Here is a 25785-nt window from a genome sequence, read left to right on the forward strand (position 1 = left end):
ATCATGTCGTCTGAACAAACAAATAATGACCCATGGTCTCAATCGGCTCCTGCAGCTCAACCTGCAAGTGATCCTTGGGGTCAAGCAGCTGATACCTCACCATCAGCAGATTGGTTAAGCAGCGAAACAGTTGAAGCGACACCTTTTGATCCACTGAACCCTTTTGCAGAGGCAGTTTTGCCTGTCGACACTTGGGTAGAGTCTGGACTGAATTGGTTAGTTGAGCACGGACGCCCATTATTTCAAGCGATCCGTGTGCCTATCGATTTTATTCTAAGTTCATTTGAAACGGCGTTGGTGTCTACGCCAGCCCCATTCATGTTGATCATTCTGTTTTTAGTCGCATGGCAGTTTTCAAACTTGAAGCTTGGCGTTGCAACGGCCGTATCTTTGACTTTCATTGGCCTGATTGGTGCTTGGTCTGAAGCAATGACCACACTGTCACTGGTCATGACATCCGTATTCTTTTGTCTATTGATTGGCTTACCCATGGGTATATGGCTCGCCCGAAGTAACACGGCAGCCAAATTCGTGCGCCCAATTTTGGATGCTATGCAAACCACACCAGCCTTCGTTTATTTAGTACCGATCGTAATGTTGTTTGGTATCGGTAACGTTCCGGGTGTAGTAGTGACCATCATATTCGCACTTCCTCCTGTTGTGCGTTTGACCATCTTGGGTATTCAGCAAGTACCGGAAGAATTGATCGAAGCGTGTCACTCATTCGGTGCAAGCAAAAAGCAGATGCTTTACCGAATTCAACTACCACTTGCATTGCCAACTATCATGGCGGGCGTGAACCAAACACTGATGTTGTCGCTATCTATGGTGGTTATCGCATCAATGATTGCGGTAGGCGGTTTAGGTCAAATGGTACTGAGAGGTATTGGCCGTTTAGATATGGGACTGGCCGCTGTTGGTGGCTTAGGTATCGTTATCTTAGCCATCTTATTAGACCGCATCACCCAAGTACTGGGTGTCAACGCTGGTAATACAAAATTACGCTGGTATCGCATGGGACCTGTTTCCCTTGTACTGAATGTACTTAATCGCGGTAACAAATCAGAACTTCAATTAAGGAAAAACACCAATGAATAATTCATGGAAGAGTAAACTCGCAGTAAGCATCGTTTCTACATTAGCGGTATCGACTAACGTGTGGGCAGCAAGCCTACCGGGTGAGGGCGTATCAGTTCAGCCTGTTCAATCGTCTGTAGCGGAAGAGACGTTCCAAACATTGATCGTTAACCGTGCTCTAGAAGAACTGGGTTATGACGTGAAATCAACTCAAGAAGTGGATTACAACGTAGGTTACACTTCAATTGCAAAGGGTGATGCAACGTTCCTAACAGTAGGTTGGTTCCCGCTTCATGCTGACAAATACACAATGGCTGGTGGTGATGAGAAATTCTACCGTGAAGGCCAATATGTAAGCGGCGCTGCTCAAGGTTACCTAATTGATAAGAAAACGGCTGAAAAGTACAACATCACTAACATTGGTCAATTAACCGATCCAAAAATCGCGAAGCTGTTTGATGCGGACGGTGATGGTAAAGCAGATCTAACAGGCTGTAACCCAGGTTGGGGGTGTGAGATGGTGATTGAACATCAACTTTCAGCGTTCAAACTGGACGATACGGTGACTCACAACCAAGGTAACTACGCTGCAATCATCGCAGACACGATTTCTCGTTACCAAAAGGGTGAATCAATCCTTTACTACACATGGACACCTTACTGGGTAAGTGGCGTACTGGTGCCTAACGAAGATGTGGTTTGGTTAGAAGTACCTTTCTCAGCACTTCCTGGCGAACGTTCGAACGTGGATACGACGTTATCTAACGGTAAAAACTACGGCTTCGAAATGAACTCAATGCGCATCATTGCGAACAAAGAGTTTGCTAAGAACAACCCATCAGCAGCGAAGCTTTTCGAAATCATCAAACTTAATATCAATGATGTAAGTGCTCAGAACATGATGATGAGTAAAGGTAAGAACAGCTCTGCGGATATCGAAGCGCACGTAAACGGTTGGATCAAAGCGAACCAAAGCACGTTCGATGGTTGGATTACAGAAGCGAAGAAAGCTGCACTGTAACTTAGACTTGGATTTGTTCTGTCTTACCAGACATTTTGATTTGAAATGATGAGCGTGTTGAGTGATTGTGTAGAGTCACTCAATCACCTTCAAATCAAGTGAAATGGCGACAAGAGTGAACATTAAAAAGCCAGCAGTCCATTTGGATTGCTGGCTTTTTGTTTTCTGTTTCTATTTTGAGGTTTGAGCTTCTAGCCTTTAATTACAGCTCTAGCGTTCACCTTGAACTTCGAAGTCATCGCTGACAAGACGAGCTTTACCATCTTCTTGTACTGCCCAGTGTTCACGGTGTACAACACCAAATGCTTTGTTCATTGTCCAACTAGCGGTAAGGATGTATCCGCCTTCTGGGTGTTCTTCCCATTTCACGTCAGTGTAATCAACGTCTTTGAAGCCTTGGTCTATGATACCTTGCCAGAATGCTTGAATCGCTTCACGACCTTCAAAAGTACCAAATGGACGAGCTTCCATTACGCAGTTCTCTGTATATTGGTCCGCACAACCTTTCGCGTCTTGGCTGTTGAATGCTTTTTGCCATGCGTTAATGCCTTGCTTACACGCTTCTAATACTTGATTGTTTGACATTGTTTTCTCCATAACAGTCTTCTTTGAAACACTGTGTTTTTGATTGGGTTATCTCGATAAGTTGAATACAGTTTAGCTTTGGTAATTAACTTGAAAAACAGAGATAATAGAAAATACCGTTTGTAAAAAGAGAACAATAAAATGAGTAAGCTAAAGCAGATGTCGATTTTCGCTCATATCGTAGAGCAGGGTTCAGTCTCGGCTGCGGCTGAAAAACTAGAATTGTCTAAATCTGTCGTCAGTCAACATCTCAAAATTCTAGAACAAGAGTTAGGCGCCTCTCTCCTTAAACGCACAACACGAAGACAAACTCTGACAAGCATGGGTGAGCGCTTTTATTTGAGTTGCAAAGACATCAACGTGATTGCTGAATCGGCTTGGGATATGGCAAAAGCCGAGCTAGAAGAGCCACAAGGCCGGATTCGTATCACGGCACCGAATGCGTTGATGGATTTATTGGTAGCGCCTGTTATTGCCGATCTGATGAAACAATATCCGAAGTTAAAGCCAGAACTGATAAGCGACGATCAGCATTTAGACTTCATGGAGCACGATATTGATCTTGCGGTACGAGTGGGCAGTTCTCGTGACAGTAACCTCAAACAGAAACGCTTGGGTGAATTTAAAGACGTGTTGTGTGGTGTTGAAAGCATGCGAGAGCGTGAACTTGAATCAATTCCTTATATTGCTAACTCATGGCAAGGAAAACAGGTGACTCATCATTTTGGCTCTCAATGTGAGCAAGACTTCGTTTACCAACAACAAGCCAGTTGTACCACTAATTCATTCCATAGTTGCCTTGCCTTAATCAAATCAGGCGTTGGCATTGGTGTGATCCCAGATTTCTACCTCTCTCAGTCATCCAATGATGTTGTCGACATAATGCCAAGCTTTCAACTACCGACTAACACGGTTTATGCGCTAAATCCATTTGCTTCTAATACGCCTATCGCCATCAAGCTGTGTATTCAAGCATTAGAAGAGAAGCTCAAGCAAAGCTTAATTTGATGCCGACCAGTTGCTATCGGTGCAATTACTAACATAGAAGATGACAAACCGGTCATCTTCTATCTTCCTACCTCTCATTTCTACCAGATTGCGTTCGTTTAATAGTGTGGACATTGGCAAAAAATCCAATCCTTACTTATATTTACCTAGAGTGTCTAGTTGCTTATTAACATCAAAGGGGACGTCATTGCCAGAGCGCTTTACCAAGTCGTGCCACGAATGCGGGCTGGTTAGTCATTTTGAAGAACTGTCTGCGGGCAGTGAAGCTTCTTGCCCGAGATGTTCTCACACCTTATCGAGCCTCGGCCATCATAAAGAGCAGGGTGTGATGGCTTATGCGTCGGCTAGCCTTATTGCTTTAATCATGAGCCTGACATTTCCGTATATGTCGTTCAGCGTTCAAGGAATTAGCCAGCAAATCACCCTGTATCAAGCTGTTGATATGATGAATCGAATGGATAACAGCCTGATTGCTATATTACTTTTTCTGGCTGTGATTCTTTTGCCTGCCTATTTTTTGGTGCTTTCTCTCTGGTTTAATCTGCTCGTAGACAGAAAGAAGCACATTCATTATGCGGATAACCGATTCACCTTTTTGGCGTTGAAGTCATTAAGTTGGGCAAAGCCTTGGTTGATGGTCGATGTGTTTTTGATCGGCGTATTGGTCAGCTTAATCAAGATCGCAGCATTAGCCGATGTATCGATGGGGATATCATTCTGGGCGTTTTGTATCTATGCCATGCTGGTGGTTAAGACCATCTCTTTAGTCGATTTTGATTGGTTATGGGATCGCTTGGTACCAACCAAAGCCCCGCAAGAACCAATGATCGGGAGCATATTTCAAAATAAGCAGCATCTTTCTTGTCATATCTGTGGGCAAGTCCACCATTACAGCGACAGCCTCCACCGTTGTACCCGTTGCCACACTCACTTACATCACTTTGAGCCAGTCAAAAACTTACAAATCGCGTGGGCGCTGTTGTTCACCTCTGTCGTTTTCTATATTCCAGCAAACCTATATCCAATGATGTATACGTCTGCGTTCGGAACCAGTGAAGGTTCCACCATCATGGAAGGGGTGATCTTGCTTTGGAATATGGGTTCATACCCTGTGGCACTCATCATTCTTATCGCGAGCGTGTTTATCCCTATGGCGAAGATGGTCGCCTTGGCATATCTGTATTGGAACGCCAAAAGGGTGCATGGGCTGACCGAGCAAAAGGCAAATCGTTATCTTAAAGTTTATCGCGTGACTGAGTTCATTGGACGTTGGTCGATGATAGACATTTTCGTTGTCGCAATATTGGTGGCATTGGTTCAATTGGATGGCGTTATGGCGATTTACCCGGGGCCTGCGGCGCTGTCGTTTGCAGCTGTCGTGATATTTACGATGTTGTCAGCGATGATTTTCGATTCTCGAATTATATGGAAGTAATCTCCTCAAAGAGGTGTGAAACACATGGAAAAGCAAAGTACTTCGGATGCGAAGGTATCAAAAAAAAGTGAGTTGTCGCCCGTTTGGATTGTTCCAATCATTGCGGTTTTGGTGGGGTGTTGGATGCTGTTTCAATACTTCAATAATCGCGGGCCAGAGATCACTCTGATCTTACCGGATGCGTCTGGTATTGAAGCGGGAAAAACGGCGATAAAATCTAAGAATGTGCATGTAGGTACGATTACCGACGTCGTTCTGAGTGAGGACTATGAATACATCATTGCAAAAGCTCAAATAGACAAGAAAGCTTCACGTATGATCAATGCTGAAACCCAGTTTTGGGTAGTGGAACCGCATGTTGGTACTGACGGCATTAGCGGTCTTGAGACTATTTTGTCGGGCTCTTACATTGAGCTCAAACCGGGTAAATCGAGTGAAGCCCAATTGAGGTTTGATGTGTTGGATACACCTCCAGTAGCGGGACCAGACACCAAGGGTATCAGGGTTGTAGTTTCCCACAATAAAGCGAATCAACTCTCAGTTGGTGAACCGGTGTTGCACCATGGTTTCGTGGTAGGGAGAGTTGAGAAAACCAGCTTCGACTATCAAAAGAAAGAGGGTAAATATCAGCTGTTCATCTTTGCTCCCTATGATGGGTTAATTTTCGAAAAAACACAGTTTTGGCTCTCTTCTGGCATTGATGTCAGATTTGGTGCTAATGGCTTAGATGTCAACTTTGCCTCGATTGAGAGTATTCTGACTGGCGGCGTAAGTTTCGATGTGGCCGAGAGCATTAAACCGGGCGCCCAAATCAAAGAGAACCTAAAAGAGTACACGCTGTATGACAATTACGACGCCGTATTGCAGGGCAAATACACGACCTCGCTTGATTATGTGTTGTTGTTTGAAGAGTCGGTTCGTGGCTTGAGAAAAGGCGCACCTGTGGAATATCGTGGTGTGCGAATAGGTACGGTCGATACGGTGCCGTTGCAGATACGTATGGACAAAGATGGCAAGGTTTCGAACCGTATTCCTATCCTTATTAAACTCGAAATTGAGCGAGTTTCTGAAGTCTTCAGGCAAGTGAATGCAAAAACCTTTGCTGAACGGGTCAAATTGCAGATGGGAGAGGGGCTAAGAGCGACCTTAAAAACAGGTAACCTTCTCACCGGGGCACTGTTTGTCGATATTAACTTTTATGAAGACGAAGAGCCTTATGAACCAAGAGAATTTGATGGTTATCAAGTATTCCCTGTCGTCGCTGGTGGCTTAACGGAAATTCAAAAACAGATCACCGACTTCCTTGATAAGATCAATGAGCTTCCACTGGATGCCACTATCGCTAACCTAAATGGTTCACTGGCTTCGTTAGACAGTACCTTGAAGAGTATGGATGAACTGCTTGATAGCGAGGGCGCGAAAGCCTTGCCACAAGATATCAGTGAAACCATGAAGCAGCTTGAGGTGACGTTAGATAGCTATGATGAAGACTCAGATGCTTATAAACAGCTCATTAGTGCGTCTGAAGAGTTAGAGCATGTGCTGAAAGAACTCCGCCCGTTGATCAAAGTATTAAACGACAAACCCAATGCGTTGGTGTTTGGTAGCGATGTAGAAGAAGACCCGATTCCAGTTAAGGGAGTGGAATAATGAGAAAACTATTTATATCACTGATTGTATCGTTCGGGCTTTTTGGGTGCTCTTCTCCCACTGATGGCACTCATGCTTATCTTCTACCAGAAAGTACGCTAGATAAGCCCATATTCAAGGTAAAAACTCGAGTCGACTTACCTGATTATCTCGACACCATCGGCATTGCGTATCGCAAGTCTGAAAATGAACTGGTTTCTGCGCGTAAACATGTTTGGGCTGAGAATCTAGAAGGGTTACTTGAAGAGCGTATTGACTCTTCCGATGCATCAGGGGAGTCGGATAAAGAGTTGATTATTACTTTCGAGCAGTTCAATGGTTCTTACACTGGCAATGCAGAAGTAAAAGGAACTTGGGTCTTGAGCGAGCAAGACGTGGAATTAGCACGAGCGGAATTTGAATCTAATACGCCATTAAAAGAGTCGGGGTATGAGTCGCTTGTCGAAGCTTTAGGGGAGGGGCTGGATGAGGTGCTTGCAGATATTCAGTCGCAATTGCCGTGATTATCAGAAGGTAATATCTAGGACGTTGCCGATATTAACTTGAGAACCTCGAATCAAATTAATGAGAATATGAGAAAGCCATCGTTGATACAGTGGCTTTCTTATAATTTACGCTTGTTGAAAATTATCCATACTTATTAATAAATGCAATAACATGCTTATTGCTAAGTAGCTCTATTTTATCGATCGTTAGAATACAGTATGCGTATGATTTATTTTTAAACCTAATGTTAGAGGCTTCTTCTGTTGGCTCTGAGAATTTATAGATTTCAAATCCGAGTGTTTTCATTAGATCCAATGCATTTGGGTTTTTGACCATCATAGAGAATTTCTTGATCTTCGTATTTCTTGCAAGAAGCTTCATATCGGAAATCAGGTTCGCAATAGACTGTTCGCGCTTCTCAGAGTGACCGCTAACCACAATGTAATTTAAGTTATGATTAGAATCCAAAGAGCAGGCTTGCTTAAGATGTAGACGCTTATTTTTATATTGCTCGAATACCTCTTCGTTGAAGAAAAAGCCTAAGCTATGACTAACAATATCGCCATTAACGTCGACCAATTTTCTTCCATGGGCCTTTTTTTCACTGTAATAGAGAAACAGATCGATAGTCTCAAGAGGTGAAGAGTCCACCTTTGTATATTGCGAAATCAGCTTTATTCTATCTATTACTGTTTTGTCATTCTGATCTGTCATCAATGGCATGATCTTACAGTTGCAGCCTTCTTCAATATCCCCTTTAGTGATAGATGATATTCGGCTTTGAAATGAAAAAAACCGTTCAGTCAGGAAACCTTCAAGTAGTGCAGTGTCTTCGTTATCTTCGGAATCAAAGGACTTCAACGTTGTATACAAGTCTAGACCAAGGCAGTCCAATAGCTTTAGGGCTTTGTAGTTACTTGGCTTTACTTTGCTATTTTCCCATCGATTTATCGTTACGACATCTACAGAGCTGAATTCATCATCTAAGTGATTGATGTATGCTGCAAAATCCTTTTGCGTTAACTTCAATTTCTTACGCGCTTCGCGAAGTAATTTCGGAAATTTCATCATGGTAGAGTATTCATCTTTGATTAGTGACATTACGTTCCGATTCGTCAGATAGTCTATTTTATCAATTGTTAATATACAGTAGCTATAATGTTTATCTTTGAATGTGATATTACATTTTTTAGCAGAAGGCTCTGAAAATTTAAATACTTCAAACCCTAGTCCCTTCAAGAGTTTCATCATGTTGGGATCTTTTACTAAAACAGAATACTTTTTAATATTTTTATTCTGAGAAAGTAACTGTATATCTGAAACTATATGCTCAATAACATGATCTTTTGTCTCTGAGTGTGAGCTTATATTAAAATAATTTATGCTTTTGCCTGAATTTAAAGAGCAGGCCATTCTGAGATCTAGCTCTTGAGTTTTTAATAGCTCAAATTGATGGTCTTCAAAGAAAAAGCCTACGTTGTGACTCACAATGTCACCATCTGTATTGATGAGCTTGTGGCCATGGGCTTTTTTCTCACAGTAATAGAGATATAAATCAATTTGGTCCAGTGGCGAAATATCGACTTTTGTGAATTTAGAAAGTAGTTTGATTCTGTCGATAACGCTAGTGTCACACGGCTCGGACATTAAAGGCTGTGACTTAAAATTGCGTTGGCCTTGTTTTTTATTAAGGCCTGCTAGAGCTGAAATTCGACTTTGAAATGAGCCATGGGATTCGTTAAAAAACGTTTCGAGTAGTGTATCTTTTTGTTCGGACTTGAAGCTCTTTATTGTCTCAAACAAATCTCCACCAAGGTACTGTAAGATCTTGAGTGCTTTGTATGTACTAGGTTTTACCTTATTGTTTTCCCAACGATTTATCGTTACGACGTCAACCGCATTAAATTCATCGTCCAGCTGATTTAAGTAGGTTGCAAATTCTGTTTGTGTAAATTGAAGTTCCTTTCTGAAGTTACGTAACAACTGTGAAAACTCACTCATTAAAACATTAACCTTCTGATAATTAACTCAATGTCTCGATTCTAATTTAGACATCAGACTCTCTATTTAACATCCTTAGTAATTTGTTTTTTACGGATGTTAATTGTTTGGGTTGATTGATCTGTATGTTGCGCATGTCCCTAAAAAGGCGAAATGCCAAAATAGTGACGTCAAATCTATGGCATTTAGCCTGGAGACTTGTCAATCTACTGTGAAGTGCGCGTTAATGTTCAGATACAACCTTGCCTTTTTCTTATCTATTTTATTGATCCCATTCTCCGCCCAAGCTGACACTACAGGGCTAAAAATGGATCTGTCCGTAGATAGTGCATCTTATGACAATGGACAAGAGGTGGTTTACACGCTTGTTTTAACGAATGGGTCAGACAAAGCCATTAATGGCTTTGACGTTAAAGATGAGCTACTCAATATTCTGACGACAGATGACCAAGGCAAGAGTGTAAACGCGTTTACTCAGGCTACGATCCAAGCGCATTCGACGGTGCTTTCATCAGCGGGCACGTTTAATCGTTTTGGAAACCTAGAAGCAACTGACGTGCGTGTGGCCGCAGGTGGTTCGGTGACCTACACAATGTCTGCAACGGTTTCTGGTGAGGCTGCAGGAACGATTGATAACTTCGCGACGGCGAGTTCAGGGCTGTTGGATTCGGTGGACTCAAACACAGAGTCCATTCAACGAGGCCTATATGAACACGACATTACGGTGTCAGTTGATAAGACGAACTACCAACTGAATGATGAGCTGACCTATACCATCAAGGTATCGAATACCGGTGACACTGTTATTAAGGCGATTGACGTTCAAGATGCCATTTCAGCTATCAAGGTGCTCAATATTGAAGGAGGCTTGGAGCAAGCCTTTACTGACAACGTTAACTCAGCCACCAAGGTCGAAGGTAGCAAAAGTGATCCAGGCACCTTTGCCGAATCAGGGGACTTATCAGTAAGTGATGCGTCGATAGATATCGGCGGATCTATTACTTACACCATCGAAGCTACCGTTGCCGACAATTTAGTCGGCGATATTGTTAATGGCGATGTGACAGCTGAAACCCGTGATGCTTTGGTTTCTGCTGATGTGCTAACCACGCCGCCCACTGCGCCAAATATCGCTCTGACACACACTTTGAACCAGTCAGATAGCTACTTGGTTGATGACAAGTTTTCCTACACGGTGACGGTAAGCAACCAAGCAAATACGGGTATCGCTTATCACTACTCAGTTCAGCAGTTTTTGGAAGATCTTAAGACCGACTTAGGTAACAACATCGGGACCGACAAAAACGCTGACGATACAACTGGCAACCCATATGAGTCTTGGACCAACCAGGTTATTACTCTTGGTCCCAACAGCCACTCTGAACTGAACGATACTGGGATTGAATCCAACAAGTCGTTAAACGACACAGTTTCTATTTATCCTGGCGAACAAGTCCTGTATTCGGTGGAGGTTGATGTAAGCCCAGTCTCAATTGGCGTCATTCCTCAAGTTATTGCACGGGTAGTGGATGCAGAAGGCACAGCAGGTTCTACTGATGTGTTAACGGCTCCTCTAGATACACAACAAGTATTGAACTCTTCATCAAGCCAAATTACCCGTAATAAGAACACAACAGATGCTACGTATGTACCGGGGATAGTCGGTGATAATGAAGTGGTCTATGACATTGTTATTTCAAACAAGGACGCTGAATTTTTCGCGAACGATGTTGAAGTTGTCGATAAATTTGCTTGTATCGTTACACAGCAAGCTGATGGTAGCACTGCTTCTGCGTTTTCTGAATGGAAATTAGAAGTCGCTGATAGAAGTGGTGATGGCTCTAATTACGGTTCATTTAACTATGGGGCTTGGACTAAAAACGACATCGATTTAAAAGTCGACCTCGCGCCAGAGGGCTTTGTTCATTATAAGTTGACCGCAAAAGTGGCTGATACAAGTGTAGGTCAAATTGTTGATGATGGTACCGATGCGGGCTTGTGCTTAGGGGATAACTTAGGCGAGTCGGGCTCTGGCGTTCAAATGCCAAACTCGAAATTAAAAGTCCAAAAGGAAGTGGATTCTCGTTACTACTCAGCTGGCGGTACCCTGAACTATGAAATCACGGTAGAGAATAACGGTGACGGCTACGCGATTGATGTACCGGTTTATGATGATTTAGTCTCTGTCATGACCACCTCAATCAATGGAACGCAAACCAAAGCGTACTTTAGCTGGGTGATAACCGCGAAATCTTATGCTTCTGATGGCTCTATCTCGACAAACAGCGAGCCCGGCTTTACTGATGACATAGAAGGTAATCAGAAGAATCAAAAGATCTTAGATGTGAAGGCCAAGCTAGCTCCACACGACAAGATCGTTTATAGCATTGCCGCGATCGTAAACCCAATTGCTGATGATGAGATTCGTAATGAAGTGACGGTCGATAGTGTACTTTATTCCGATAGAGGCTCATACCCGAGAGACTATTACCTTGTTTTAGATAAACGTGTTGATGGTAATAACGAACAAAACGCATACACAGATACAACAAAGACCATTACCTATACGATCCGTATTACCAACCCAGAAGGGAATGGTTTCGCATCGAATATCAATGTTAAAGATGAAATTAAAGCTATAAAAGCTGAGTTACTTCATGAGCCGGGTGAAAGCAAGCCTGTGTTCTCTTCGTGGACGATCAGTGCTGAAAGGGAAGCGACATCTCCTTTAGTGAAAGCCTTCACTAACCCTGGCCTTTTCAAAGATAATGACAACCTGGATGCAATAGCTCAGATCCCACCAGGTGCGACGATTACCTATACCATTGTTGGGACGCTCGATCGCAGTGTCGACAGTGAGATTCTTTGGGGAGAATTCACCAATACCGCAACAGTGACGGGACCCGATACTAATCTATCGGATACGGTACGTACCTATCCTAGCGAACCGAATCTTGTAGTCGCTAAGACCGCTCAAAATACCGACTTTGTTGTAGGTGAGCGCGCTACATTCGATATTTATATCTATAACCGCGGCATTGGCTATGCAAATGACGCAACGGTACAAGATAGCATTTCAGCGCTTAACTTCTTTAATAGCTGGACAATTGTAGGTTCGACCAATACAGATAAACCGGGTTCTCGTTACGGTGACATTGCTAACGACACTGATATCGATACCGACGTTGATATTACTCCCGGAGGCTGGGTTCACTATGAGGTGAGCGGCATTGTTAAGTCTGACTATGAAGAAGAACAAGTATCGAACCGTGTTGATGTTTACGATCCTATTACAGACCGTGACCACAGCTCTTCTGCACAAATAGACAACTCGAACAGTGCTTACGACATCAATGTGTCTCTGTCGAAAACAACCGATGCGGTTCGTTACACACCGGGTGAAGACCTTACTTACACCATCGTAATTGGTAACAACGGTGATACCGACGAAACTGACCTTATCTTCATGGATCGATTGAGTGAGATCACCACCACGCTTGCTAATGATAAAGATGGTGAAGTAGAAGATGTTCTTAATCAAAACCCGTTTGACTATTGGTCTGTTGATACTGGCTCTGGTTTTGGCCCTCAAACGACTGAAGATGTGGAGTTCCCAGTTTCAATTCCGGCCAAAGACTTTGTCACGGTGCGTATTAAGGCGCATGTCAAAGACAATGCAGTATCTAACGGTGTCGCTGACAGAGACGGCGGCATAATCCGCAACGAAGCAGTGCTGATTCATGACGATAATGCCGGCTGTACTGACGATTGTGAGTATGCGAAACGTGCCGTGGCTGAAAACCATCAGGTACATAACAGTGGCGGCGTTGTTCGCACAACTAACATTAACCGCTACTCTCCGGGCGATCAGTTGACTTATACCATCAAGTACAACTCTCAAGACGGGCACGGTTATCGAAATAACGTTGACGTAAACGAACTGATTAATGACATATCAGTGGAGCTACAAGACGGCAATTCAGGTAACCCATTTTTCGATGATTCGGTAGGTTCAAACAAGTTTACGGTGGCGGTTGCTAAGAGCGATCCTGCAAACATGGGTACAACCGATGGTACTAAAGACGGTGATGTTGCGAACGACACTGACATCGTAACCTCGATTGATATCGATGCTGGCGAAGACGTGACTTACACAGTAACAGGTACCGTAAGACCGGATGCGGTCGGTGATATTCATTACCGAGATACCGTCGTTATTCCCGATGACTACCATCTAGATTTTGATAAAACGACCGATGAAGTGGTGTACGAGCCAGCTCAAACCGTGACCTATCACTTGGTGATTGAGAATGATGGCAAAGGTAACGCTCACGATATTCCAATCGTCGATAACCTCGAAGATATTACGGTCAGCTTAGTGGACGGTAATACAGGACCAGCGTATTCAGATTGGACCATCACATCGATCGCAACTGGAACCGATTCTGAGTATGTGGATGCGGGCGCAGGTGCTGGCAATGTTTACACATCAACCAACAGTAACCTAAATGTTGAAGCCGATATCCCGATGGGCGCTAAGCTTGAGTACCAAGTTGTAGCGACCATTAATGACAAAGCCAATGGAGACGTGGTTAACGTTTTAACCGTTGATGGCGACACGATCTCTCATGATATCTCGCAAGCTGGTCGTCAAATTGATTACGAAAAAAATATTCTGGACTACTACGATGCTGATGGAAACAAGATTCAGGGTGCAACGAGCTACATACCTGGTGGTTACATCGAGTATGAAATCTATATCGAAAATATCGCATCGGCGCACGTTGATGACATCAGTTTACGTGATGACATCGACCAAATAACCACACAATATTTCGATGGTAGTCGTGGTCCTGCCTTTGATCGTTGGGAGATTGAAACGTCTTCAGATAGCTCAGGGATTTCTAACCCCGATGTTGATAATTCGATCCAAGACAATAAGCCGATTGATACTCACTTCGATATCTCGGCAGACAACTTTGGCCGAGCTGCATCGTCAGCGTTTGTCCGTTATGTCATAAAAGCCAAGATCAGTCCGAAAGCGGTTGGTTCTTTTACTAATAAAGCTTATATCGATGAAGATGACGGTAACCAATTTATTGCGGTTTCTCCTCCTACGTCGATGGCGGATCCTGAAGTCACGTTCTCTAAAAAAGCGTTTTATGATGCTGGGTTCTCTTCGCAAAAAACTGAATATTCTCAAGCTTCTGGCGAGAGTGAGGTTTACTACCGCGTTGAGATTAAGAATACGGGTGATGGTACTGAATATGGTTCTCGTCTTGAAGATGCTATTTCGGCGATTCAAACTCGTATTGCAGAAGATAGCATCACTTCTGGTGGTGATCCTGTCGGCCAACCGTTCTTAGCTGGCTGGGAAGTGAGTTTAGATAAAACAGCTGCGACGGGTTCTATTACCGACGCGATTGACTTTGTATCGGGCAACAACATCGATATAGATAACGAAATTGTTATCGCAGCTCAAGAAAGCTTAACGTTCACTATTCATGCTTTGATCCGTGAAGATGCATTGGGTGATATTAAAAACAAAGCGAGCTATGACGGTAGTGTTCGCACTGCGACTTTAATGCCGCTTGAAAATAATACCAGTGTTGAAAAACGTGTGGTGTCGATCAACGGTAACCTGTTTACCGATGGTGATACCTATCTGCCGGGCGATGAGGTTGAGTATGAATTTGTTGTGACTAACCAAGAAAACGGTTGGGCGAACGATGTTCAGATCAAAGACACAATAACGGATATTGAAGTCGAGGTTATTGGTAATAATAAGAGAATGCCAGCTTTTGTTTCCAGTGATGCTTCTCATGAGATTGGTAATGGTATTGATGCCAATATTGATACCTATGTACCAAGCTACAACACAAGTGGCAACCTTGATATTGAAACCGATATTGCCGCGAGAGAAGTGCTGACGTTTAACTTAACGGGTATTGTTCGCGATGATGCTTTAGGCACGATTGATGCCAATCGAGTGACAGCAGGAAGTGACTTAGCGACGTCGCAAGAGATTCCTCCTAAAGATGCCGAGCTCGATTACTTCAAAACCTTGGTGTATACCGATGGTGAATCGGCAGGGTGTTCTGTTCCTTCAAACGATGGTAGTGGTTGTACTTATGCACCACGAGGTGATGTTGAGTATCAAGTTACGTTAGAAAATATCGGAGACAGTATCGCCGGTGATGTACCTGTTATTGACGCTATTCACGTAATCAAAACCGAAGATGGTGACGATGCGTTCTCTGACTGGGCAACGGCTATTGCGGTTGAACCTGCTGGTACCTATGACGTGCAAGGTAGTTACAGTGGCAGCGTACCATTGGATGCAACTGTCGACCTTCGCCCTGGTGAGCGTATCGTTTTTGATGTGAGAGGTACGGTCTCGGCATCAGCGACAGGTACAATCACCAACACGGCACAAGTGAATAACGGCAACACCAACGACATCATACTTGATCCGGGTCGTTCGAATATCCTGATAGATAAATGGACAGATACGCCTGAATACGTGCCGGGCGGAATGGTTAATTACTACATCGATATAACCAATAACGATGTGGACACTGGCCTGTTTTCTATTCGTGACATCATCAGCGGCTTTGAAGTCGAAACTGTCGATGGCTCAATGAAAACCGCACTCATGGAGTGGACGGTTGATTATGATGTGCTTTATAACTCCGCGCCATCAGACCCTAACGCTAATGATTTCTCTGAGCTCGATAAGCTAGTAGGTCAAAACAGCCCAGACATCGATTTACCTGCCGAATCGATCAAGATGGCAGGGCGAGATGATGCTGGCACTGGTGGTGGTGATAAGTACACCGTTGTCCGTATTCACGTAGAAGGCAAGGTTCGTGATGACGCGATTGGGCGCTTTACCAATACGGCTTACCTGCGACATGGATTAGATAATTCGAAGATTGCTCGCTTGAGAGAAGGTTATATCACTCCGAAACCGGGTCAATTGGTGTTAACCAAAGAAACGACGCCAATTGCAGAACCTGATGCTAAGTATCAACCGGGTCAACCAATATCATACAAGATCACCGTGGCTAACACGGGTGAAGGTTACCTTGTCGATCAAGTCCTAACCGATCGTATCGACACCATCATGACAGAGGTGGCTAACAGCCCAGATCAAGAACAAGCGTTGACAGGCAACTGGGTCATTAGTAACGAACAGCTTGATGGTAGTGGCGATCCAACACTGAACGCACGCAAAGATGTGATTAGTACCCCGCAAGGTTATGGTGCGACTTACAGCATTCACCCGGGTGACAGTTATTCATTTGTCGTGACCAACACTGTTAATGATAAGGCCAAAGGCGAGATCACTAACGTCGTTAAAGTTGAGGGTGACGATGGTGAGCACTCTGCTGACGCGACTTACCTTCCTGAAGACGCGCAAGTTGAGATCATTAAAGAGGTTGATAAAGCAGAGTATCTTCCGGGAGAGGCGCTTCAGTATACGGTAACCGTTAAGAATAACGGCTTAGGTTGGGCTGAAGATGTTGCCATTGAAGATGCACTGAAGTTGGTTGAAACCACGATTGCAGGCGGCGCCACTGAGCAAGCTTTTGACCCTGCTTCAATCCAAATATCTGCGGTATCGACAACCGGTGAAACCCCAGTACCGGATGCTACCAGTGGTGAAGACCTTAATGAGGCGCTCGATATTGCGCCGCAAGACAGCATTGTTTTCACGATTCTAGTGACGACTAATCCGTTGGCGACAGGCGATATTACTAACATCGCGTCAGCGACCTTTGACGGTACAACATTTGATGACAGTGCTACCAGTACACCAGTGTTGGCGACGGTTTCGGTAAAGAAGACGGTTGATACGCCATCGTATGAAGTAACCAACCTGATTAACTACGACATCACCGTAACCAACAGCTCTGATGCGTTTGCATCTGGTGTTCAACTTCAAGACATCATCAGTGACATTCAAGTCGACACTACCGCGGATAAACAAGAGTCGGCATTTCTATTATGGGAAGTGAGCTTTGATGCCTCGGATGATCGATCTGTTGTCACTCCAAAGACGTTCGACTTGAGTGAAGACATCGATGTGAGTATGGATGTTGCGCCACAGAGCACTGTGACTTTCCATGTTAAGGCGTTAATTCGCACGACAGCGATTGGTTATATCAGCAATACGGCAACCATCACTTACAACGGTACGCCACAAGACTCGACGGTAGTCATGACGCCGAAAGACTCTGAGTTTGTTGCGACCAAAACCAATGTCCAAACCGAGTATGAGCCGGGTGGTGAGCTAGAGTTCCTGATCACCGTAGAAAACACCTCGAACAACTACATCAATGACTTAAGTGTTGTTGATGACATGGAATCTATTGAGGTGTCGTATTACGACGGTTCGACGGGGCCTGCTTTTGTGGCTGGTTCCACCTCTTTGGTGGTCGATTCAACCACAATAGGCACTACCACCGAGCAAGTTAGCCCGACGGAATACAACGTAGATATCGCACCGCACGGCACAGTTGTGTTCCGCTCAAAAGGCACCGTAGTCGATACCGCGACTGGACACATTGTTAATACCGCGCAAGTAGACGGCGGTGATGTTATTAGTCCTCCAGTTCACACTGTGGCGGCTGTGGTTCAAGCCGAGCTGTTTACCGATGCCCCGTATTACGTTCCGGGTGAGCAAGTTGAGTATCACTTAGTGGTGCAGAACATTGGCCGTGGTATAGCCAAAGATGTCGCGCTTTATACTCAGTTCTCTGAATCCATGGGTGACCATATCGATGGTTCACACAGCCATGCCTTTGATGATTGGACACTAACTGCATCATCAGAAGGAGCTGAAACTCAACCGGGTACTTTTGATAACGATAAAGATATCTTCACGTTGGTCGACATCGCGCCTGGCGGAAAGATTGATTACACGTTCACATTGACGGTCAACGAAGACATGCTGACTAATATCGATGTGCTTGGTTACTACCTTGATTTAACTGGTAGCCCAGCGATGCGCGCTCGTTCTAAGGGCATGTTGGCCTCTGAAACCTCGGTGCAGGCAGTGGCAGACCAAGTATCCGCTTTGGATCTACCGCCAGTGGGTGCTGATCTTGTTGTTGAAAAACGTTCTGATAAACCTGAATACACCGAAGATGACGACAGTGTCACTTATTACCTAGTTGTGACTAACAACGGGCAAGGTAACGCGGCCGATGTGCATCTAACCGATGCGATCAGTGAGCTACAAAACAGCACAGGGAATAAAGTCTTTACGGATTGGACAATTGAAGGTGTGGAAGTCGATGACTCGGGCGCAGTTATTCAGCGTCATACTTTCCCAGTTAACAAAGATCTAGACACCACAGTTAACCTGAAATCCAACAAACGTAACGCATATGCGTTTGAAGTAGTTGGAACTCTAGGTAAAGGCTTGGATGACGACATCACTAATACTTTTACGGCTACTGAATCTGACGGTACTGAAACCAGCGACAGCGTAACCAATCACATCAAGAAGATTCCTGATAACTCTGGCGTACTTGAGCTAACGAAATCTGCGTTACAAGACACGGCGCAAGTCGGTGACGCGGTTGAATACGAGATCATCGTTGAGAACAACAACGAATCTTACTTTAAAAACGTGACAGTAGAGGACCGTTATCCAGGTGGCTTGAAGTACATCGTGGACACGTCAGAAATCGTGTTGAGTGGTATTGATGGTGAGTTTGGAACACAAGATGACCAAGTGATCACTCAAGAGCCGTCAGACACCGGTAAGCTCATGTTCACTTCGTTGAATTTTGAACCGGATGAGAAGCTGCGTATTCGTTACTTATTACGAGTATCGGTCGGTGCCACTTTTGGTGATTACATCAACACAGCTGTCGCTAAAGTGGATGGGGTGGCGGTATCCAATGAAGACACTGCCAAAGTGACCGTAGAACCGGATAAGGTTTTCGATACTTCATCGATCATCGGCAAGGTGTTTGAAGATCACAACAAAGATGGATTCCAAGCCGACGCTACAGCTTTTGATGTGGAGTTAACCGCGAACCTAGCAACGCAAGGCTATATCACCGACTCAACACATATCATTCGGGATGGACAAGACGTTGCTGTTAAAGATGGCGCAATAACCACAGCACTTGAGCAAGGTTTGGAGCTTGGTGATCTTTGGGGTCACTCAGTAAATCGAACGTTGCCAGAAACCAGCAAAGTGGTGATTCAATTCAAGACTCGCACCCAGCAGAGCTTTGATTTTTATGTCACGACCGATGCGGGCTCCCGTATCGAGTTTGATGCACAAGGTCAGATTCAATTTAAGCATGAATCGGATAAGAAAAAGGGACTGAGCGCGGAAAACCTCAACGTAACCAGAAACCTGTATCGCGATGGAGAGAATTACCTGTGGGAAATCGTTATCGAGAACAAAGGTATCTACGAAGATGGTATTCCGGGCGTTAAGTTGATGACGGTTGAGGGAATCGTTATTTACACAGACCAGTACGGTCGTTACCACGTGCCCGACCAATGGGTACTCAATAAGAAAGGTAAGAACTTCCTCGTGAAGTTGGACACTGATTCGCTATCCACCTCCATGGAAGTGGTGAGCGAAAACCCGAAAGTGTTGCGAATTACCCCGAACAAGCTCACTAAGTTCAACTTTAGCGTGCATCGCAAAGACCAACAAAGTGAACAGCAGTAAGCCATTGGAACCGTATCTGGAAATTGTATGAAAGTATTTAGTAAGTCTCGTTTAGCGACGTGTGTGTTGACTGCCATTCCAGTGATGGCGGTAGCGAAAGACACAGGTAAGCTTGAAAAACTTGGTTCTGAGACAACGGGCATTGAAATCACTAAGCCGAACCAAGACCAAGACAGCTCGCGTATTTACTTAGAACAAGGTGCTATTTGGGCAAGTCGTGACATCACTCGCTTTGATCCGGTGCTCGATGTCAGCGTCAGCGATGAGTTGGAAGTCGAGCAGGGCACACTGCGTGACAGCGTCGGTTTCACCATCACGACTAACTATGGTTATTACATCAAGAAGTATCAGTTAGAAGTGTACCGTGTCGGCGATTTTGGTTTATCTGAGCCTATCACGGTACTTGGTGGTGATAAATTGGCAAACGACTCTGACATCAATTGGGATGGTCAAACCGATGTCGACTACCAATTTAATGTCGGTGAGCAGCTGATGTTCCGTCTAAAAGCGTGGGACAAAGATGGCAACATGGACGTGACCACGGTTGGTGTAACGGATTTAGTGAAGCCTGACTCTGAAGTGGACATCGACCGTAACGATAATGACGATGAAGAGAGTAAAGACAAAAGCTACGGTCAAGCCAAGTTAATGCGCCATAACATCCCGACCAATGCCGGCTTAGCTAAGTTCATTGGTACCGGTTTGAAAGGCGTTGATAAGGTCATCATCGGTGAAGATGAATTTGACGTCGAAGATGGCAACTTATACGCAGAACAGTATCTACCGACAGACTCTTACATTTTCCCAACCAAGGTTGTATTTGATAACGGCGATGAGCGTCGTTATAAGCTCTACGTTCGCATTCCAGATACGTACTACGCTCAAACGGGTTTGGCTGATCTTTATGTTGGGAAGAACAATGTCTCTGGTAATAACAGTGCGTTGAGCGTTGATGACCAATATCAAGATGATATCTATAACCAAGGTCGTTTAGCGTACTTTGGTCAGGGTAAATTTGGTGACAAGCTTCGCGTGACCACTCACTTTGATACTCGAGAAAGTGAGATAAAAGATATGTTCAAACATCCGTTCGCATCAGACGATTCGGATGTGTTCGATATTCTCGAAGACGATGATGAGCTTTATTACGGCAACTATGGCGACAGTTCAAACATCGAAAAAGTGGTTAACACCAAGGGTAAGGTCTACCTCAATGTTGAATACGATAAATCGCAATACTTGTGGGGTAACTACAATACAGGGTTAACCGGCACTGAGAATAACGATTACAACCGTAGCCTCTATGGTTTCAAAGCTGATTATCGTACTCGCGATACTACACAATACGGTGAAGATCGTTTGAATGTAGTCGGCTTTACGGCTGAAGCTGACTCTTTGTATGCACATGATGAGTTCTTAGGTACGGGTGGTTCTCTCTATTTCCTTCGCCACGGTGAAGCGGTGCCGGGAAGTGACAAGGTTTACGTAAAAGTAAAAGATGAATCTGGCTTAGTACAAAACGAAATTCCACTTGAGCCGGGTGTCGACTATGACTTTGACCCGTACCAAGGTCGAATCATTCTGACCAAACCACTCGACAATATCTTGTCTGACAGTTTCGGTAGCGTGATTGAAAACGGTGATGATTACGAAAACTTCCTGGTTGTCGATTATGAGTATGTCCCTCAAGGTTCAGACTCGCTGGATGCGATGTCTTACGGTGGTCGTGCCAAAGGCTGGATCAACGATTACGTTGGTGTGGGTGTGACGTATGCGACCCAAGAGAAAGACAATCAAGATTACGAGTCTTATGGCACGGACTTAACGCTGCGTGCAACAGAAGGCACCTATATTAAAGCCGAATTTGCTCACAGTGAAGGTACTCAAACCGAGTCTAACTTCGTCTCTATGGATGGTGGTTTAACCTTTACGCCCATTGGTGACACATTGGAAGACCGCGAGGGTGACAGTGTTCAAATCACCGCGGTGACCAGCCTTTATGACCTTGCCCCAACAATTTTTGGTGCAGTAGGTAATGACCTGAAGCTTTGGTATCGAGACAAAGACGCGGGATATAGCTACGCGAGCAGCAGCGATGATTTAGAGCAAGAGGCATACGGTGCTGAACTTCGTTTACAAGCGACCGATCGTTTAGCGGTACTTTCCCGTTTTTCGACCAACGAAGAGCGTGATGTTGACGGTAATCTAGAAACAGACACCGAAACTATTGAGGTAGAGACTCAAGTTAAAATCACCCAGCACATCAAGGTTTCGGTGGCAGGGCAACAAACTGAAGAGCTTAACCAAAACGACGAGCACAGCGATGCTACGTTAGCGGGTGTTCGTTTGGAATACATGTGGGACAGCGAGAATAGCGTTTACGTTAAAGGGCAAAAGACCGTGGATCAGTCGGATGACTATGACGAAAACGACAGCGCGTCGATTGGTGCTGAATTCCAAGTGTTGGAAGATTTGTCATTAGGTGGTGAATATACCGATGGTGACCGCGGGCAAGTTGCTGAAGCGACCGTGACTTACGATGTGTCGGATGACCACTCAACCTACGTAACTTATGTAGATGATAACTACGAAGGTCAAAACAACGTGATTGTTGGTCAGCGTGCAGACCTCACTAGCAGTGTCGATTTCTACCAAGAGAACCAATTCGTTGATGAAAACGATGGTCACGGTCGAATAGACTCCTATGGCTTTGGTTACGATGTGACGGAAGATGTTGAAATGGGCATCGGTTATCAACTGGGTGAAATCGAAGACGACCAGAACATCACAACAGAGCGTGAGTCCATCAGTTTCAATGCCTCGATCGATCTAGATGACATCACCTTAAATCACAAGTTTGAATACCGAGTGGATAAGAGTGAAGACGACCCAGAGATAGCACAGCGTGAGCTGCAACAAATCGTGACGACTAACCGTTACACGCACCACTTAACGGAAGAGTACACGCTGTTTGGTAAGTACAACTACTCAATCACAGAGAGTGAAACCACAGGTGAAACCATGGCTCAATTCACCGAAGCCACAGGTGGACTAGCGTATCGTCCGATCTATAACGACCGATTAAACCTACTTAGCCGTTACACCTACATTGCGGACTTCGATCAACTGGATCGTGATGTGGATTATCAAGACGAAACTAGCCAGATCATTGAAGTTGAAGCGATCTATTCGATTGACCAACACTGGGACGTCGGCACTAAATACGCGCATAAAGACAAAGAGCAAGCTTTTGAGCGTGCTTCTGGCGCGAATGAGATCGTTAAAAGCGACATCGATTTATACGGACTGAGCGCTTCTTACCGTGTGATGAAAGAGTGGGATGTAACGGGTGAATATCACTGGAAAACCGACACACTTAACGATGAGCTAGAACACGGTGCGTTAGTTTCGGTGAACAAGCACATCGGCGAGAACTTCAAAATGGGGATTGGTTATAACTTCTCTGCGTTTGATAGTGACTTAACCAATGATGATGACTACGACGCATCCGGCATGTTTATTAACTTAGTCGGTAAGATTTAAGCGAGCCCTGAGAGAGTTGAAAATTGAGAACAAACAGTAAGATGAAAACAAAAATTGGTCTAGTCAGCAGTGTACTGAGTGCTTTATTACTGGTTGGCTGTGCAACCGACACCTATGTGAGTCAGGAAAATCGCGACAAGTTTGCAGGCTTAGATGTCTCTAAGTTTTTAATCAGCGAGTGTTTGGCGCCAGAGCGTGAGGTGCATATCGCTATCGCAGAGCATTTTGCGTTTGATAAATACCAATTGCGTGACCTCGACAAGATCAATTTAGATACGTTTGTTAAAGAGATCAGAGGCCTCAAAGGGCGAATTACAATTGTCGGCCACACTGATTACAAAGGCTCTCTGGAATATAACGAGCGTCTTTCACAGCGACGCGCTAAGTCAGTGGCTGATTATCTGCAAGCCCATTTAGATCCTAAGCAGTATGATTGGGAAGTGAAACATCTTGGGGAAACTCAACCTTTGTTGTTGGGCAAAACCGATAAAGATCGAGCAGAGAACCGCCGTGCATTTATCGTGTTTGAAGAAGCGCAGAAGTATGAAGAGATGCCTTTCTGTGAGCCACCAAAACCTGAGCGTAAAGTGTACATGGCGATAACACCACACTTTGACTTTGATAAGTCGGTGCTCAAGCCTGAAGACTTAACGCAGTTGGATGATTTCACGGTTCAATTGAGTGGTTTGCAAGGCAGTATCATGGTTGCTGGGCACACTGACCAAGCCGGCTCGGTTTCTTACAACGAGAAGTTAGCGGAACGCCGTGCTGAAACTGTAGTTAAATACCTCAAAACCAAACTCGACCCTAAACAGTTTATCTGGGAAGTGAAGTCGTTTGGTAAATTGCAACCAGCCATAAACGAACGTTCAGAGAAAGCCGATGCGTTGAACCGCCGAGCGTTTATCGTGTTTAAAGAATCGGATATTACGGCTGAACAGCAAACACTTACGGGTAGTGAGCAAGAGTTTCTTCGTAGTGAAAGCGAAAAGAAGCTTGGTAATGATTAAAAGCTAGCTTTTCAAATGACGATAAAAAGCCCCATGCGTTGGGGCTTTTTGATGCGTGTAACTTGGATAAAAGGGGCGCCAATTTATTCAGATGGCAAATTCTGCTTCAACTCTAAAAGCATTTGGTAAGCACTTTCTCCAGACATCTCATATGGATTGAATTGGTTGGATGTCGAAAACTGTAAATTCACCAATTCGGTCAAGCTTGATTGAGGAATATCTCCCATAGACCAATCTCCAAATTGCCTACAGTCGATTTCTTTGAAATACAGGATCATCACCTTTTTATGACGCTTGTCATTCAAGATGTGGTTATAAGTGTGATTTACGGCGCTTCTCGATCCTTCGATGCATTGGAGGAAATATTTGTCGTTGTGACTAAGAAGACCTGTTAAATGGCTTTGTTTATTGCGGTCGTGCGAGATCTGGAGAATGTCATCTAAAGCCTCAGCGTCACAACTTTCACAAAGTGTACTGACATAAATTAACCGGGTTAGGAACATAGCTATCACTTGGATTATTTGTTCGAAGGTACTAACAAATATAAGCCAAGCTCGTAGGATTGCTAATTATTGATTGCTTTGTCATTTACTTTGTTTTTTGGGAAGGGGTCAACAAGCAGGCGAGAGGCGAGTTCAGGTTTGTGCTTTATTGTGGGTAAGACTTGGTTACCATCTTCAATAGTCGAACATCTTTGCCTGCTTGTTATCGTAATTTATTATATTTAGTCATTCAAAACCGAAATGGATTCAACATTAGAAGATGCGTCGAATCTAACATTGACCAAAACGGTTTCGCGTTCAAAGGTCACATCATCAAAATCTGTCGCGGCGATCTTAAACCCATTTTTTGCAAATAAGCTTGTTACGACCGTACGTTGTTTCTGTTCCATAGCGTGCGTTAGTAGTTCGTCCATCGTCATCTCCATTAGGCAACAGTGTGTATAAAGTAACCATACAGCTCTGCCATTATGAGATCAATTGCTTAATTGATAGCTTGCACTGATATGAGTAGATGAATGATTGAGCCATTCAAATTGTTGATACCTGGCTGCTTCTATTCTGATGAATTCTATGTCAGTGAGCACTTTATGTGATGTGGCTTCAGCAAACTCTAAGCAGACTACTCTCTTGTTCAAAATGAATTGAAATAACTGGTTACAAAGTACAGATGAAGCGCGTTGGTTAATGGAAGCATTCATTATGAGTAGCGGAAAGAATCAATTGATGAATACCTTCCGCACGGTGCAAACAGCAACTAGAGT

Annotated in this window: 13 protein-coding genes; 9 read left to right on the top strand and 4 right to left on the bottom strand. The window is 44.2% G+C overall.

What is annotated here, in order from left to right:
- Positions 1-3: 3 nt before the first annotated feature.
- Both proW and proX read left to right on the top strand, forming a co-directional pair.
- Positions 4-1098 (top strand): glycine betaine/L-proline ABC transporter permease ProW, encoded by a 1095-nt coding sequence (gene proW, locus F0232_RS06700; RefSeq protein WP_171750726.1) that lies wholly within the window; start codon positions 4-6, stop codon positions 1096-1098.
- On the top strand, positions 1091-2098 hold the full coding sequence (gene proX / locus F0232_RS06705) for a glycine betaine/L-proline ABC transporter substrate-binding protein ProX (protein ID WP_017065372.1): 1008 nt from the start codon (positions 1091-1093) through the stop codon (positions 2096-2098). The genes proW and proX overlap by 8 nt, the downstream gene beginning before the upstream one ends.
- Positions 2099-2308: 210 nt before the next feature.
- Here proX and F0232_RS06710 read toward each other — a convergent pair whose 3' ends face one another.
- Positions 2309-2683 (bottom strand): nuclear transport factor 2 family protein, encoded by a 375-nt coding sequence (locus F0232_RS06710; RefSeq protein ID WP_171750727.1) that lies wholly within the window; start codon positions 2681-2683, stop codon positions 2309-2311.
- A gap of 141 nt (positions 2684-2824) precedes the next feature.
- Between F0232_RS06710 and F0232_RS06715 the strand changes: the two genes are divergently transcribed.
- The 4 genes from F0232_RS06715 (at position 2825) to F0232_RS06730 (ending at position 7279) form a co-directional block, all read left to right on the top strand.
- On the top strand, positions 2825-3691 hold the full coding sequence (locus F0232_RS06715) for a LysR family transcriptional regulator (RefSeq protein WP_102426574.1): 867 nt from the start codon (positions 2825-2827) through the stop codon (positions 3689-3691).
- Between the two features lie 187 nt (positions 3692-3878).
- Positions 3879-5126, top strand: a complete 1248-nt coding sequence (locus tag F0232_RS06720; RefSeq protein ID WP_105059297.1) for a paraquat-inducible protein A — start codon at positions 3879-3881, stop codon at positions 5124-5126.
- A gap of 24 nt (positions 5127-5150) precedes the next feature.
- Complete coding sequence (gene pqiB / locus F0232_RS06725; RefSeq protein ID WP_105059298.1) at positions 5151-6776, top strand: intermembrane transport protein PqiB; 1626 nt, start codon at positions 5151-5153, stop codon at positions 6774-6776.
- Positions 6776-7279, top strand: coding sequence for a membrane integrity-associated transporter subunit PqiC (locus tag F0232_RS06730; RefSeq protein ID WP_061031712.1), 504 nt, complete (start codon positions 6776-6778; stop codon positions 7277-7279). The genes pqiB and F0232_RS06730 overlap by 1 nt, the downstream gene beginning before the upstream one ends.
- A gap of 124 nt (positions 7280-7403) precedes the next feature.
- Here F0232_RS06730 and F0232_RS06735 read toward each other — a convergent pair whose 3' ends face one another.
- Positions 7404-9263 (bottom strand): helix-turn-helix transcriptional regulator, encoded by a 1860-nt coding sequence (locus F0232_RS06735; RefSeq protein WP_105059299.1) that lies wholly within the window; start codon positions 9261-9263, stop codon positions 7404-7406.
- Between the two features lie 307 nt (positions 9264-9570).
- On the opposite strand from F0232_RS06735, the gene F0232_RS06740 reads away from it, so the two are divergent.
- The 3 genes from F0232_RS06740 to F0232_RS06750 are packed head-to-tail and all read left to right on the top strand — an operon-like array spanning position 9571 to position 24521.
- Positions 9571-19968: a DUF11 domain-containing protein gene (locus F0232_RS06740; RefSeq protein WP_105059380.1), complete on the top strand. Its 10398-nt coding sequence runs from the start codon at positions 9571-9573 to the stop codon at positions 19966-19968.
- A gap of 27 nt (positions 19969-19995) precedes the next feature.
- Entirely contained in the window at positions 19996-23511 is a 3516-nt protein-coding gene (locus F0232_RS06745; protein ID WP_105059300.1) for a hypothetical protein, read from the top strand.
- 41 nt (positions 23512-23552) lie between these two features.
- Complete coding sequence (locus tag F0232_RS06750; protein ID WP_105059301.1) at positions 23553-24521, top strand: OmpA family protein; 969 nt, start codon at positions 23553-23555, stop codon at positions 24519-24521.
- 83 nt (positions 24522-24604) lie between these two features.
- Here the strand turns inward: F0232_RS06750 and F0232_RS06755 are convergent, their stop codons facing one another.
- Positions 24605-25024, bottom strand: coding sequence for a BLUF domain-containing protein (locus F0232_RS06755; protein ID WP_061031708.1), 420 nt, complete (start codon positions 25022-25024; stop codon positions 24605-24607).
- Between the two features lie 221 nt (positions 25025-25245).
- Positions 25246-25437: a hypothetical protein gene (locus tag F0232_RS06760; RefSeq protein ID WP_061031707.1), complete on the bottom strand. Its 192-nt coding sequence runs from the start codon at positions 25435-25437 to the stop codon at positions 25246-25248.
- Between the last annotated feature and the right edge of the window lie 348 nt (positions 25438-25785).

This window comes from Vibrio sp. T3Y01 (genome assembly GCF_013114525.1).
Lineage (GTDB): Bacteria > Pseudomonadota > Gammaproteobacteria > Enterobacterales > Vibrionaceae > Vibrio > Vibrio chagasii_B.

What these genes read in the sequence shown, in the direction of transcription:
- proX (WP_017065372.1), top strand. Translation starts at nt 1,091, where the DNA reads ATGAATAATTCATGGAAGAGTAAACTCGCAGTAAGCATCGTTTCTACA.
- F0232_RS06760 (WP_061031707.1), bottom strand. Translation starts at nt 25,437, where the DNA reads ATGGACGAACTACTAACGCACGCTATGGAACAGAAACAACGTACGGTC.
- F0232_RS06745 (WP_105059300.1), top strand. Translation starts at nt 19,996, where the DNA reads ATGAAAGTATTTAGTAAGTCTCGTTTAGCGACGTGTGTGTTGACTGCC.
- pqiB (WP_105059298.1), top strand. Translation starts at nt 5,151, where the DNA reads ATGGAAAAGCAAAGTACTTCGGATGCGAAGGTATCAAAAAAAAGTGAG.
- F0232_RS06710 (WP_171750727.1), bottom strand. Translation starts at nt 2,683, where the DNA reads ATGTCAAACAATCAAGTATTAGAAGCGTGTAAGCAAGGCATTAACGCA.
- F0232_RS06735 (WP_105059299.1), bottom strand. Translation starts at nt 9,263, where the DNA reads ATGAGTGAGTTTTCACAGTTGTTACGTAACTTCAGAAAGGAACTTCAA.
- F0232_RS06730 (WP_061031712.1), top strand. Translation starts at nt 6,776, where the DNA reads ATGAGAAAACTATTTATATCACTGATTGTATCGTTCGGGCTTTTTGGG.
- F0232_RS06715 (WP_102426574.1), top strand. Translation starts at nt 2,825, where the DNA reads ATGAGTAAGCTAAAGCAGATGTCGATTTTCGCTCATATCGTAGAGCAG.
- proW (WP_171750726.1), top strand. Translation starts at nt 4, where the DNA reads ATGTCGTCTGAACAAACAAATAATGACCCATGGTCTCAATCGGCTCCT.
- F0232_RS06755 (WP_061031708.1), bottom strand. Translation starts at nt 25,024, where the DNA reads ATGTTCCTAACCCGGTTAATTTATGTCAGTACACTTTGTGAAAGTTGT.
- F0232_RS06750 (WP_105059301.1), top strand. Translation starts at nt 23,553, where the DNA reads ATGAAAACAAAAATTGGTCTAGTCAGCAGTGTACTGAGTGCTTTATTA.
- F0232_RS06740 (WP_105059380.1), top strand. Translation starts at nt 9,571, where the DNA reads ATGGATCTGTCCGTAGATAGTGCATCTTATGACAATGGACAAGAGGTG.